Origin of the sequence: Longicatena caecimuris (genome assembly GCF_004341945.1) — a bacterium.
GTDB lineage: Bacteria > Bacillota_I > Bacilli_A > Erysipelotrichales > Erysipelotrichaceae > Longicatena > Longicatena caecimuris.
In genome coordinates this window covers 60,040-73,875 of the sequence record NZ_SMBP01000012.1, presented here as the reverse complement: position 1 = coordinate 73,875, position 13,836 = coordinate 60,040, and the positions used below count along the sequence as shown (strand labels likewise).

General features: G+C 36.7%; 13 protein-coding genes. All 13 read left to right on the top strand.

Going from position 1 to position 13,836, the window contains the following annotated elements; translation table 11 throughout:
• Positions 1-136: 136 nt before the first annotated feature.
• The 13 genes from rfbB to EDD61_RS08150 are packed head-to-tail and all read left to right on the top strand — an operon-like array spanning position 137 to position 13,752.
• Positions 137-1,195, top strand: coding sequence for a dTDP-glucose 4,6-dehydratase (rfbB, locus tag EDD61_RS08210; RefSeq protein WP_008687006.1), 1,059 nt, complete (start codon positions 137-139; stop codon positions 1,193-1,195).
• A 6-nt stretch (positions 1,196-1,201) separates the two neighbouring features.
• Positions 1,202-2,086, top strand: a complete 885-nt coding sequence (rfbA, locus tag EDD61_RS08205; RefSeq protein WP_008687008.1) for a glucose-1-phosphate thymidylyltransferase RfbA — start codon at positions 1,202-1,204, stop codon at positions 2,084-2,086.
• Positions 2,087-2,091: 5 nt separating this feature from the next.
• Positions 2,092-3,486 carry an NDP-hexose 2,3-dehydratase family protein gene (locus EDD61_RS08200; protein ID WP_132224955.1) on the top strand — a complete coding sequence of 465 codons (1,395 nt, stop codon included), beginning with the start codon at positions 2,092-2,094 and terminating at the stop codon, positions 3,484-3,486.
• A 5-nt stretch (positions 3,487-3,491) separates the two neighbouring features.
• Positions 3,492-4,511, top strand: coding sequence for a Gfo/Idh/MocA family protein (locus EDD61_RS08195; protein WP_008979198.1), 1,020 nt, complete (start codon positions 3,492-3,494; stop codon positions 4,509-4,511).
• A gap of 2 nt (positions 4,512-4,513) precedes the next feature.
• The gene (gene rffA, locus EDD61_RS08190; RefSeq protein WP_132224953.1) at positions 4,514-5,647 is read left to right on the top strand and encodes a dTDP-4-amino-4,6-dideoxygalactose transaminase; all 1,134 of its coding nucleotides are present in this window, start codon (positions 4,514-4,516) and stop codon (positions 5,645-5,647) included.
• A 6-nt stretch (positions 5,648-5,653) separates the two neighbouring features.
• On the top strand, positions 5,654-6,793 hold the full coding sequence (locus tag EDD61_RS08185) for an ATP-grasp domain-containing protein (RefSeq protein ID WP_132224951.1): 1,140 nt from the start codon (positions 5,654-5,656) through the stop codon (positions 6,791-6,793).
• Between the two features lie 13 nt (positions 6,794-6,806).
• Positions 6,807-7,739 (top strand): ketopantoate reductase family protein, encoded by a 933-nt coding sequence (locus EDD61_RS08180; protein WP_008687017.1) that lies wholly within the window; start codon positions 6,807-6,809, stop codon positions 7,737-7,739.
• Positions 7,740-7,745: 6 nt separating this feature from the next.
• Positions 7,746-9,008 carry an ATP-binding protein gene (locus EDD61_RS08175; protein ID WP_008687019.1) on the top strand — a complete coding sequence of 421 codons (1,263 nt, stop codon included), beginning with the start codon at positions 7,746-7,748 and terminating at the stop codon, positions 9,006-9,008.
• Positions 9,008-10,297, top strand: coding sequence for an ATP-binding protein (locus EDD61_RS08170; RefSeq protein WP_008687021.1), 1,290 nt, complete (start codon positions 9,008-9,010; stop codon positions 10,295-10,297). The genes EDD61_RS08175 and EDD61_RS08170 overlap by 1 nt, the downstream gene beginning before the upstream one ends.
• A 13-nt stretch (positions 10,298-10,310) precedes the next feature.
• Entirely contained in the window at positions 10,311-11,243 is a 933-nt protein-coding gene (locus tag EDD61_RS08165; protein WP_008687023.1) for a glycosyltransferase, read from the top strand.
• A gap of 18 nt (positions 11,244-11,261) precedes the next feature.
• Complete coding sequence (locus EDD61_RS08160; RefSeq protein ID WP_008687025.1) at positions 11,262-11,615, top strand: DMT family transporter; 354 nt, start codon at positions 11,262-11,264, stop codon at positions 11,613-11,615.
• Positions 11,608-11,949, top strand: coding sequence for an EamA family transporter (locus EDD61_RS08155; RefSeq protein ID WP_008687026.1), 342 nt, complete (start codon positions 11,608-11,610; stop codon positions 11,947-11,949). The genes EDD61_RS08160 and EDD61_RS08155 overlap by 8 nt, the downstream gene beginning before the upstream one ends.
• A gap of 12 nt (positions 11,950-11,961) precedes the next feature.
• Positions 11,962-13,752 (top strand): hypothetical protein, encoded by a 1,791-nt coding sequence (locus EDD61_RS08150; protein ID WP_008979194.1) that lies wholly within the window; start codon positions 11,962-11,964, stop codon positions 13,750-13,752.
• Positions 13,753-13,836 lie beyond the last annotated feature (84 nt).

Below are 13,836 nucleotides of genomic sequence, written 5' to 3'. Positions count from 1 at the left end.
GATAGAGCAATTGGCGAAAGCTGTACTATAAGAAATAAAAAAGTAAGTATTATGGGCAGAGGGGATTGAATTTTATTGTATAACAGAGTAGAATTATATAGCAATAAGCAAATTTAATTATTGGAGAGGATATGAAATGAAAACATACTTAGTAACAGGCGGAGCAGGTTTTATTGGGAGTAATTTTGTTTATTATTTATTAAATAAATATGATGATATTAAAATTATCAATGTTGATAAATTAACATATGCAGGAAATTTGGAAAATTTAAAACAAATCGAAGAGGATGAACGTCATATCTTTGTACAAGCGGATATTTGCGATGAAGCAAAGATCACACAGTTATTTGAAACGTATGATATTGACTATGTTGTCAATTTTGCGGCGGAAAGTCATGTGGATCGCAGTATTCTGCATCCGGAAATTTTTGTGGAAACAAATGTAAACGGAACCGTGAATTTATTAAAGATTGCCAAAAAATATTGGGAGATTGGCGATGATACTTATAAAGACGGGGTGAAGTATTTGCAGGTATCCACAGATGAGGTTTATGGTTCTTTGGGAGATGAAGGATATTTTACGGAAGAAACACCAATTTGTCCGCATAGTCCCTACAGCGCTTCTAAGGCGAGTGCGGACTTATTTGTAAAAGCATTTGCCGATACTTATAAATTTCCTATCAATATCACACGTTGCAGTAACAATTACGGACCATACCAGTTCCCTGAGAAATTAATACCACTTGTTTTCAATAATACATTAGAACATAAAAATTTACCGGTGTATGGCGATGGTATGAATATCCGTGACTGGTTATATGTAGAAGATCATTGCAAAGGTATCGATATGGTCATTAACAGTGGCCGTTTAGGTGAAGTTTACAACATTGGCGGTCATAATGAGCGAACCAATATCTTTATTGTTAAGACGATTATTAACTATGTGAAAGAACATATTGATGCTACTGTCGGCGAACATATGATTACCTATGTGACAGATCGAAAAGGGCATGATAAACGCTATGGCATCGACCCTCATAAAATTAGCGAAGAGCTTGGCTGGTATCCAGAGACGAAGTTCGAGGATGGCATTAAACTGACATTGGCATGGTATAACGAGCATAAGGAATGGATTGAACATATTACAAGCGGTCAATATCAGGAATATTATAAAACAATGTATGAAGGGCGGTAATGACATATGAAGGGAATAATTTTAGCAGGCGGTTCAGGTACTAGACTGTATCCATTAACGAAAGCTGTATCAAAACAAATTCTACCGGTGTATGATAAACCGATGATTTACTATCCTTTATCGACACTCATGTTAGCGAATATTCGTGAAATATTAATTATTTCAACACCTAGAGATATTGAAGTTTTCAAGGAACTGTTAGGTGATGGAAGTCAGCTGGGATTACGCCTTGAATATGCCATTCAGGCAGAGCCAAGAGGTTTAGCTGAAGCCTTTATTATAGGAGAATCTTTTATCGGTAAGGATCGTGTGGCTTTGGTGCTTGGTGATAATATCTTCTATGGAAGACATTTTTCCAATGTGTTAAAGAAAGCAGTAGAACAAGAAGGGGCAACAATTTTTGGATATTATGTTCGAGATCCTCGAGAATATGGTGTAGTTACGTTTGATAAAGAAGGAAAGGTTTTGACCCTGGAAGAGAAACCGGAACACCCGAAATCCAACTATGCTGTTCCAGGATTATATTTCTATGATAATGATGTAGTTGAAATAGCCAAAAAGGTAAAACCGTCTGCACGCGGTGAAATCGAGATAACCTCAATCAATAATCATTATTTGCGTGAGGGAAGATTGAATGTAAAAATCTTAGGACGTGGTTTTGCTTGGCTTGATACAGGAAGCCATGATTCGCTTATGGAAGCGTCTGAATATGTCGCTTCTATTCAAAAGCGTCAGGGGTTATATGTTTCCTGTATTGAAGAAATCGCATATGTTAAAGGATTTATTGATAAGATGCAGCTATTAGCATTAGCTGAAGAATTTTATAAGACAGAATATGGAAAATACTTACAGCGTCTTGCGGAAGAAGATGCAACCGTAGCGAGGGGCTGAAAACTATGAGTAATTTATTTTATGCATTATTCCATTCTTGGTTACAGGTAGAAGGTAATGTTTCTGATAATAATGAGATAGATGCCTGGATAGCAGAATTGAATAACAATACAAAAGTTGACATACATAAAATAGCATTAAAACAAAGTGATTTTTGGTTTTATGATGAAGATGCGGGGGAAATCAGAAACAAGAATCGCAGTTTTTTTGCGATTAAGGGGTTTCAAAGAAAAAGCGGAAACACGGTTGTGTTAGAACAGCCGGTCATTTTGCAAAATGAAATCGGTTATTTAGGTATTATATGTAAAGAAATCGATGGTGTCTTGCATTTTCTGATGCAGGCCAAAATAGAGCCCGGCAATCTTAATAAGATACAGCTTTCTCCAACGATACAGGCGACCAAGAGTAATTTTACGCAGAAGCATGGCGGAAAGAAACCAAAATATCTTGATTATTTTATTAATGCCGCAGACTATGAAATCATTGTAGATCAAATCCAATCCGAGCAGTCGTCAAGATTTTATAAAAAGCGCAATCGCAACATTATCATCAAGGTTGATGAAGACATTCCGTTAGAAAAGAATTTCAAATGGATGACATTAGGGCAAATCAAACGCTTAATGAGACGGGATAACATTGTCAATATGGATACAAGAACCGTTCTATCCTGTATTCCATACTATGCGCATACCTTAGATCGCGAGACACTGAGCAAGATGAAACATGCAGCTAACGATGCCGCACTGGTTGCTTCGGTATTTGATACGCATGGGGAAGCCATGATTCCAAGAATTTATCAATACATAAATAATGTGAAGATGTTTGAAGAAACAACAGATGCGTTGGTGCCATTATCCGCATTAAGCAGCTGGGAAGAAAAAAACAATGAAATCGTCTGTAAAAAGGCACATGATTTCAAGGTGGTCTTCTGTGATATCATGATTGAAGGAAGAGAAGTAACGCGCTGGACACAACCCTTATTTGAAGCTACCGGCATTGCCTTATTCGGTATGTTTACCTGTATTGAAAACGGCGTGCGTAAGTTTTTGATCAAGGCGAAAAAAGAAATTGGCTGTTTTGATCTGATTGAATTAGGACCAACGCTGCAATTAGAACCATCACACCTGCATGGGCCTTATGATCAAGTGGGCACAGTGTTCATGCAAAAGATGAAGGAACAAAAACACGTTTTACATGATGTTCTTTTATCAGAAGAAGGCGGGCGTTTCTACCATGAGCAGAATCGAAACGTTATCATCGAAATAAATAAAGAAGATGTTATCGCAAATGAGCAGGATGGCTATTTCTGGGTTGATTATAAGACGCTGAATACATTAGTCCAAGTCAATAATTGCTTGAATATTCAATTACGTAATTTGCTATCACTATTGGAGGTATAAGACACATGAAAAATATTAGAATTGGTATTATCTGTCCATCGGAAATTGCATTTCGTAGATTTCTGCCTTCTTTGCAGAAAGAAGATGGCTTTACTTACATGGGTGTCGCTGTCGCTGATCCTTCTGAATGGGATGGCGAGGTTGCTGATGAGGTGATTGCCAACGAATTTAAAAAAGCGGAAACATTTGTGGAAAGCTATGGCGGAAAAGTTTATAAGAGCTATCATGAAGTCATTTGTGCAGATGATATTGATGCTGTTTATTTGCCATTACCACCGGCATTGCATTATCGTTGGGCAAAATTGGCTTTAGAACATGGAAAGCATGTGTTTGTTGAGAAACCATCTACGATTTGTTATAAGGACAGTATGGAACTCATCACATTGGCGCAAGCGAAAAAACTGGCGTTACATGAAAACTATATGTTTCAATATCATCAGCAAATCGAAGATGTGAAAGAACAGCTAAAGAAAGGCACCATTGGAAAGGTTCATTCTTATCATGCCCGTTTTGGATTCCCAATGCGTCCGGCGAATGATTTTCGTTACAATAAGGCACTGGGTGGAGGTGCCTTGTTAGATGCCGGCGGTTATGTGATTAAACTGGCTACAAAACTATTGGGCGAAAACATAGAGATGCTGTCCTGTGTCATGAAAGATTATGATGAGTTTGGTGTTGACATGTATGGCTCCTATATGTTTAAAAATGAAAAAGATGAAGTGTTTCTTGGGGAATTCGGCATGGATTGTGAATACCAATGTAAATTATCCATCTGGGGCAGTCAGGGCATCTTAAGTACGGATCGCATCTTTACGGCACCGGATGACTTATGTCCGACTTTGCATGTTTTGCATAACAACGAAGTAAGTGATATAAAGCTACAAGCAGATTCACATTTTAGGAAATCTATCCGAATGTTTTATGAGGCTGTACATGATGCAGCAACACGAGAACGCATTTATGGGGAAATTAAAGTACAAGCCGATATGGTAGATAAGGCTAGAGAATTAGCTGGGAGGAAGTAAGTATGATAAAATTTAATAAACCATCAATTACGGAAAAAGAAAAAAACAACGTCTTGGAGGCTATGGATGGCACAAACATCTTATCGGGAGATGGTAAGTTTACAACGAAGGTATATCAGCAGTTTGAAGAACGCTTTGGTATTAAAAATATGCTGTTGACAACCTCTGGGACAACCGCTTTGGAAATGGCATCTATTTTAATTAATCTCGAGCCGGGTGATGAAGTCATTACACCATCCTTTACCTTTTCATCAACCGTCAACGCTTTTCTGTTAAGAGGAGCGAAACCAGTTTTCTGTGATATTCGTGAAGATACCTTTAATATTGACGAGAATTTAATTGAAGGTCTGATTACACCAAAAACAAAAGCGATTTATGCGGTGGATTATGCTGGTTTCCCTTGTGAAATGGATAAAATTAATGAAATCGCTAATAAATATGGATTATTTGTTATTGAAGATGCTGCTCAGGCAGTTGGTTCTACATACAAAGGAAGATATGCAGGTACGTTAACAGAATTCGGCTGCTACAGTTTCCATGAAACAAAAAACTATGTCATGGGAGAAGGTGGCGCAATTGTTGTTAATGAAGATAAATACATGGAACGCGCCGAAATCATTCGTGAAAAAGGAACAAACCGACGCAATGTCTTAAGAGGATTGGTCGATAAATATACATGGCATGATATTGGCTCATCTTTCTTGCCAAGTGATGTACTGGCGGCGATATTATCTGCCCAAATGGATCGTTATGAAGAGATATTTGAAAAACGTATGAATGTTTGGAATACGTATTATAACGGCTTAAAGGATTTAGAAGATAAGGGATACTTGCGTAGACCATATTTACCAGCAGACATTGAACATAACGCACATATGTTCTGTATCGTATTGCCTAGTGAAGAAAAACGTACTCATCTGATCAATAAATTAAAGGAAAAAGGAATTGCAAGCTACATTTGTTATGTGCCACTTCATTCTGCACCATATGGTTTAAAATTAGGATATACTCCGGAAATGCTTCCAGTAACAGAGGATTTAGCAAAACGTATCTTACGCTTGCCTTTGTATGTGGATATGACAAGCGAAGATGCAATATATGTTGTTGATTCGATCAAGGAAGTATTAGAAGGATGATATTATATGGATAAGCTTGTCATTATAGGTGCTGGTGAATTTCAGCTTCCCTTAATAAAAAAAGCCAAAGAGATGGGATATGAAACGCATGTCTTTGCATGGGCGGAAGGAGCTGTCGGTAAAGATTTTGCAGATTATTTTTATCCCATCAGCATCACGGAAAAAGAAATTATATTAGAGCAATGTAAACAGATCAATCCGCAAGGAATTGTATCTATCGGCTCTGATTTAGCGGTACTTACGGTAAATTATGTGGCACGTTCTCTTCATCTTCCAACAAATCCAGAAATATCTGATGTGATTTGTACGAATAAATATGAAATGAGAAAAGCCTTTCTAGCGAATGGAATTGATGTTCCGAAGTTTCTTGAAACAAAAGGACATGTTGAAAAAGAACAACTTTCATCTTTTACGTTTCCGTTGATCGTCAAGCCAACAGATCGCTCAGGAAGTCGAGGCATTACCAAGATCGAAACTTATGAAGCTTTAGATAAAGCAATTCAGATTGCAACAGCATATGCATTCGAGAAAAAGGCCATCATAGAGGAATTCATTGAAGGTCCGGAATATAGCTGTGAATGTATTTCTTATCAAGGAGAGCATACCTTCTTGGCATTTACGCAGAAATATACGTCGGGTGCTCCTCATTTCATTGAAACCGGTCATGTGGAACCTTCAAATATTCCAATGGACAAAATCATGGCATACCAAAAAGAAATATTTAAAGCATTGGATGCCCTTCATATTCAAAATGGGGCTTCTCATTGTGAATTTAAGATTGATCATCAAGGGGCCATTAAAATTATTGAAATAGGTTCTCGTATGGGCGGTGATTGTATCGGTTCTGATTTAGTTTATTTGTCAACCGGATATGATTTTGTAGAAATGGTAATCGAGGTTGCCTGCGGTAAAAAACCGACATTAAAGAAGAAAAAAGAGGATGAATATGCCGGTATTAAATTTATCTTTGATCATGATGATATTGATACATTAAGAAAGCTACAACGAAAGCATCCGGAAACACTTCAGTATGTCAGTGAAATCACCGAAGTCGGAAATCATGATGTAGTAGATAGTTCAACAAGATTTGGCTTTTATATCTTTACGACAAAAGATAAAGCATTCGTAGATGAAATATTAGGTTAAAGGAGAGATTGATATGGAAGAAGTAGCAATTATCGGGGCTGGTGCCGTAGGCGCATCCTATGGCAGCGTATTTATGAAAAATGGGGTACATAGGTTTTCCTTTGTGGCAAACGGCAAACGTGCGGAGCGCTTGAAAAAAGAAGGTATACGCGTTAATAATGAGGTATTACATCCACATATTGCGACCAAGGAAGATCATGGAAAAATTAAATTATTGATGGTTTTAGTTAAAAACTATTCTTTGCATGCGGCAATTGAAGATATTAAAACTGTTATTGATGAGGATACCATTATCTTATCCTTGTTAAATGGCGTTACGGCAGTAGATGCTTTACAAGAGGCATTTCCAAACAATAAGGTTTTATATGGTATCGTCATGCGTACGGATGCAAATCGTACCGATGATAATATCACATTTAAAACGTTGGGCGAGATTCAGTTTGGAGAAGAAGAAAATATCCATTTTTCTGAAGATGTAAAAACAGTTATCAATATTTTAGAAGCAAACCATATCAATTATCATGTATATGAAGATATGAAACGGATGTTGTGGAGAAAATGGATGGTTAATATCGGAGCCAACCAGATTTCTTTGTTAACCTCAGCAAAATTCAAATATTTTGGCGAGTTTAAAGAAATTCAAATCGCTTTAGATCGTGCCATGCAAGAAATTGTTGATATTGCAAAGAAAAAAGAAATTCATCTAACAACTAAGGATAAAGAAGATATGATTACGACGCTGATTAACTATCCACCAGAAAAGAAAACATCTATGTTACAAGATTTAGAAGCTGGCAGAAAAACAGAAATCGATTATTTTGGTGGAACCGTTATTAAATTAGGAGAAGAGTGTGGAGTGCCTACACCAGTAAATGAAATCTTGTATTATATCGTAAAAGCACGTGAACAAGTTAACTTAGCAGAACATGCAGTAGAAAGAGCCTGATATACAATGAAGAAACAAAAGAAATTATTAGTGCTTGGTGGTACGATGTCAACACTCGATGTGGTGAAGACAGCAAAACACATGGGCATTGAGGTTACTGTTGCCGATTATTTAGAAGATGGCATTGCGAAAAAGGAAGCTGATCACGCGGCTATCATCAGTACGACAGATTATCCGGCTTTGATCAACTACATTCAGGAGCATGATATCGATGGTGTATTTACCGGCGCCAGTGAATTTAATATCAAGAATATGATAGAGCTTTGTGAAAAGGCGGGACTGCCTGTATATGCAAGCAAAGAGCAATGGGATATTTGTTCAAATAAAAAGCGTTTTAAAAAGCTTTGCGAACAGTATGAGGTGCCTACCGTGCCGGCTTATTCTTTTGATTCCCAAACACAAAGCATAGATTATGCGAGCATTCATTATCCGGTTATCGTTAAGCCTGTAGATAGTTATAGCGGACATGGAATCTCAATCTGTCAAAATGCATTGGAGCTAAAAGCAGGTATTGAATATGCACTTGAGAATTCAATCAGTAAGCAACTCATCATTGAAAAATATATGCGTGGTAAAAATGTTGAAGCTTATTATATTGTGCAAAATGGAAAAGTAAAATTAATGTCATTATCTGATCGTATTACACGCAATGATCAGGATGGCTCTCCAGTACCTGTGGCTTTCCATCATCCATCTAAGTATATACAGAAATACATCACCAAAGTGAATGACAAGGTATGTGCTATGTTTGAAAACTTTGGTCTAAAACAGGGTGTATTTTTTATGGAAGCATTCTATGATGAAGATAATTTCTATTTTTATGAAATGGGTTATCGATTAAATGCAACCATGGAATATAAATTTGTAGAACATTTTGAACATTATAATCCGCTAGAATTTATGATTCAATATGCGGTAGAAGGAATATTTGGCAATAAGAGCGTGACAGATACAAAGGCTTCGATCTTTCAAGGCGCAGCTTGTGAACTATCACCGCTATTGAAAAAAGGAACAATCAGCAAAATCGAAGGTCTTGAGGAAATTAAGCAGGATGCATCTATTCTTTATGTGCACCAGCTGCATTTTGAACAAGATCGAATTGATTCCACAGGGACGTTGGATCAAAATTTTGCGCGTATCCATGTAGTGGCAGCAAATAGTGATCTTTTATATGATAAAATTAAATGGATCTTAAAAACACTTCGTGTATATGACGAACATGGCGAACAGATGATTTTGCCTTATCGCAAAGAGGAGGTAACAAGGTGATGAATGATTTAAAAGGGAAACGTTTATTAGTTTTGGCTGGTGTGAATCCAATTGCCGCCGATGTAGTACAATTCGCGAAAAGAATGGGAGTTTATACGATTGTTACAGGAAATCTTGATGTAACTTTAACTCCGGCAAAACGTTTTGCAGATCAGATTGAAACCGTAAGTACTGCTGATTTAGATGCATTGGAAGCATTAGCAAAAGAAGTAAAAGCTGATGGTATTATGACCGGATCTAGTGAGTTTTCTATCGAAATGACCATGGCTTTATGCAAACGGTTAAATAAACCTTTCTATTGTACGAAGGAACAATGGGATATCTGTTCTAATAAGAATAATTTCAAGGAATTATGTAGGACGCATCATGTACCAGTCGTTCATGAATTCCATGTAGAGGAAACAGATGAAGGAATAGATTGCAGTTCACTGATTTATCCGGTTATTGTTAAACCTGTAGATGGAAGTGGCGGTGGAGGCATTTCCGTTTGTAATGATGAAGAAGCCTTTTTAGCTGCTTATGAAAGAGCAAAATCATATTCACCAACAGGCAGTGTTATTATTGAAACCTATGTAATCAGTGATGAAATTGGCATTAGCTATGCTATTCAAAATGGAAAGGTTTACTTAACGGCGATGCATGATCGCTACTTGCGTGAAAGCGATGGTAATTTTATGAAACTACCATTAGCTTATATTTATCCATCAAAACATTTGCAATTTTATCAGGAAACGCAAAATCAGAAAGTAGTGGAAATGTTTGAATCTATCGGATTACAGAACGGTACATTATTTATTCAGGGGTTTGCGACAGAAAATGAATGTCCTTTTTATGAAATGGGCTATCGTTTCAATGGTGCGAAGCAATACAACTTGTTAAAAGAAGAAAACGGCTTTAGTACCATGGATATGATGATTCATCATGCGTTAACGGGAGAGATGAATGAACCAGATCTTGCGAAAGTAGCAAAGCCTGATTTTGATCATGTATATTGTACATTGTCCTTATTGGGTAGACCTGGGCATGTGGAAAAGGTCATCGGTGTAGAAGAATTACGGAAGCTGCCAGAAATTGTGGATGTGTCTCCATGGTATTACGGTGGTGAAGATATTACGGAAAAACTTATGGGTACACAACGTCAGATATTATGTCGTGTAACTTTGAAAACAGAAGACCGTGTAACTATGGCGAAAGCTATTGACACTGTTTATGAGATATTTGAAGTCTTGGATGATAAAGGCGAAAGCATGCTGTTAGATGGTTTTGACAGTAAGCTGTTATTAGATTAGAAAGGTTGATTAGATGAAAATTACAGTATCAATCCCATGTTATCGCTCTGCCAAAACATTGCCCTATGTGGTAGAACAAATCAAGAAAACAGTAGCACAGCGACCATCCTATTCTTATCAGATTATTTTGGTTAATGACTGTTCTCCGGATAACACTTTTGATGTTATCCGTTCCTTATGTCAAGAAGATGAGAATATAGTTGGGGTAAACTTATCCCGTAATTGGGGGCAAGCAACAGCTCGTATGGCAAGCATTCCATATATTGAAGGAGATTGTACGGTTTTCATGGATGATGATGGCCAGCATCCTATAGATCATTTATTTGATCTTGTTGATAAGATTGAAGAAGGCTATGATCTGGTAAGTGCAGATTTTTCACAGAAACAGACAAAGTTTATGAATCGTTTTACAAGCGCAATCTCTGCCAAAGTATATACCGCAATGGGAAAACGTCCAAAAGGTGCTGTATCTTCAGCTTATTTTGCAATCAATAAGATGTGTACAGATAGTTTGAAAAAATATCAGAGTCCGTTTCCTTCCATTTTCGGCTATATTTATCAAATCGCCGGAAGAATCACCAGCATAAAGTTGGAACACAAAAAAAGATTGGAAGGGACATCCGGGTATAACTTTAAGAAGCGTTTTAAAGTTTGGCTAAACGGTATGGTTAATTTCTCTATTGTACCTTTGCAACTGTCTTCTATGATGGGATTACTGTTTTCGGCTATTGGTTTTATTATAGGAATTATCTTAGTCATAAGGAAATTATTAAATCCTTCGATTCTTGTTGGATACACTTCTTTGATTACAGTAATATTGATTATCGGTGGATTGTTAATGATTATGATCGGATTGATGGGGGAATACATCGGCCGCATGTATCTGACATTAAGTAATCAGCCGCAATATGAAGTACGCGAAACCTTAAATGTGGAAAAGAAATAACAGATACGGAGGAGTTTTATGAAAGAAAAAAAGATAACGATCGGGCAAATCTTGATTTTACAGATAGCGATATTTTTCTATTCACTTTCAGGTGTTTTTAATAAAATGGCAGCACTTGAAAGTTTTATGTCATTTGAATTTATATTATATTTTGGTATATCTTTAGCTATTCTGGGTATTTATGCAATTGTTTGGCAGATGATATTAAAACATGTATCTTTATCTACTGCATATAGCAATCGTCCAGTATCCATGATTTGGGGAATTATCATGGGAAGTCTTATTTTCCATGAACAAATCACACTTCCTATGATCATAGGATCTGCCATCATTATGGTTGGCGTTTATACGGTGGTGACTTCTAATGGCTGAGTTCTGGTATTATGTCATCATGGTGGTTGGCATCTTAATTGCCACTTTCTCCCAATTGATCTTGAAAAAAGCAGCAATGCGTCATTATAAATCTTGGATTTATGAATATTTAAATGTATTGACAATTATTGGCTATGGTATGATGTTCCTTTCTACTGTTTGTTCCTTAATTGCTCATAAAGTAGTTCCGGTATCTATGGCACCGGTCTGGAATTCCTGTAGTTTTATTTTAGTGGCGCTTGTAAGCAGAATTTTCTTGCATGAAATTCCTTCTAGAAAGAAACTAATCGGTTTAGGCATCATGGTCGTAGGGATCATCGTATTCTCATTATAAGGTAGGTCCGTTATGGAGAAAATAAAAGAAATTATAAATTCGCGAAAAGGGAAATGGTTACTCGCCTTTGGCTTAACCTTTCTTTGTTATGCCATCGTCCTTTTAACAGCGGATGTATCTTATGCGACAAATGACGACTCACGCATTATGTATGCTTTGGCAGGATATGCTTCAGGGGAAGCGTATCCACAACAAGCCTTTATCAATTATTTTCTAGGTGTACCGATCGGGGTATTATATAAGCTGTTACCATCTTTGCCGTGGTATACGATTTATCATATTTTCGCGATGTATCTATCGGAAAGTGTGATGTTTTTATGTTTTTATAAACTGGCGAAGGATAAGAAGGTGTCGATTGCATTTCCAATCTGTGCGCAGATCATTAGTTTACTTTTCATTTTTATGGTTCCGCTAGTTTCCATTCAATTTACGGTGACATCGACCATTTTGGGAACATCAGCAGTGGTTGTTATGGCATCAATGAAACATTCTGATAAACGCAGTACCAAGATATGCATATATGCATATTGCTTTATCGCATTATTGCTCAGCTTTATGACGCGTACTCTTTCCTGGTATAGCATCATGTGTTTCTTTGCACTATCTTGTGTTTATCAGATTGCTACATGTTATCTGTATTGTCCGGATTTAACGAAAAAGAAGAAACATTTACATACGTTAAAAATTTGTACATTTGTAATCGCGTTAGTGATTAGTTGCTTTGGTGTTCGTTTTGTAAGCTTGTATATTAAAAATAAAAGCGAGATTACACAGGCATATAATACGTATAATGACTATAGAGTTAAGTATATGGATTACGGGCAACATCCACCTTATAAGGGACATGAAAAGCTATATAATGCTGTCCAATGGGATAATAGCACGTATCGTGCAACGCTTTGTTTATTGTATATGGATGAAAATATAAATGCTTCCTCTTTAAAAACGATAACAGAGGCGTATCAGGCAAATAAGCATTCAGCACTCAGTAAAACGGTAACGAATATACGAGAGCTTTTATATGATTATAGCTTTGTACAATATTCCTTACTCAGTATATTTTTAATTTTCGTGATTTTGAATTTAATGGTTGCAAAAAAAGAGAAACAATGGTTTCATATACTTGTAAGCATATGTTGCTGCGGCGGGTTTGCCGTATTACTGCTTTATCTTGGATTTAAAGGCAGGTTGCCATTAAGAAGTTATCAGTCTTTACTGATTCCTTGTTTCATGTTTATGATGACGATGTTTCTGCGTTGGCTGGATGTATCCTATAAAAAGGTCTTTAAACCAATGCTTGCTATAACTCTTGTAGTAAGTGTAGGCGGTATTTATATGGTCTATATAGATAAAGATTATGCAGCTACACAAACAAATACGGAAGCCACTTCTGAACAGTTTCAGAATTTCGAACAATACGCAATACAGAATCCTGAGCATTTTTATGTTTATGATTTCTCTGCCGGAACGGTAAATCGTAATCCATTCGTTGTTTATCCTAATGAAAAACCAATTAATACGATGGTCGCCGGCGGTTCCTATACATTCTCAGAATTGTATTATCAACAATTGGAAAAGAATGGCTTGACATCCTTGTATTGGGAAGATCTTTTGAAAAAAAATATCTATTTCACATCGGCAAATCCGACTTATGTTGAAGTAGCACAAATGAATATTGAACGGGTTACAAAACATAAGGTGAAAGTGAAAGAGATTAAGCGATTTGGTGAAAACACCAAAGGCATAACAGTTTATAAGTTTTCAGCAGCGGAAACTTCAAAAAAGAAGGATTCACATAAATAGTAGATGCAAAGAGAGGTGTAACCTTTCTCATCAATAAAACAGAAAGGAGTGAAGAATTGATATTGAGCATATAGAACATTGAAA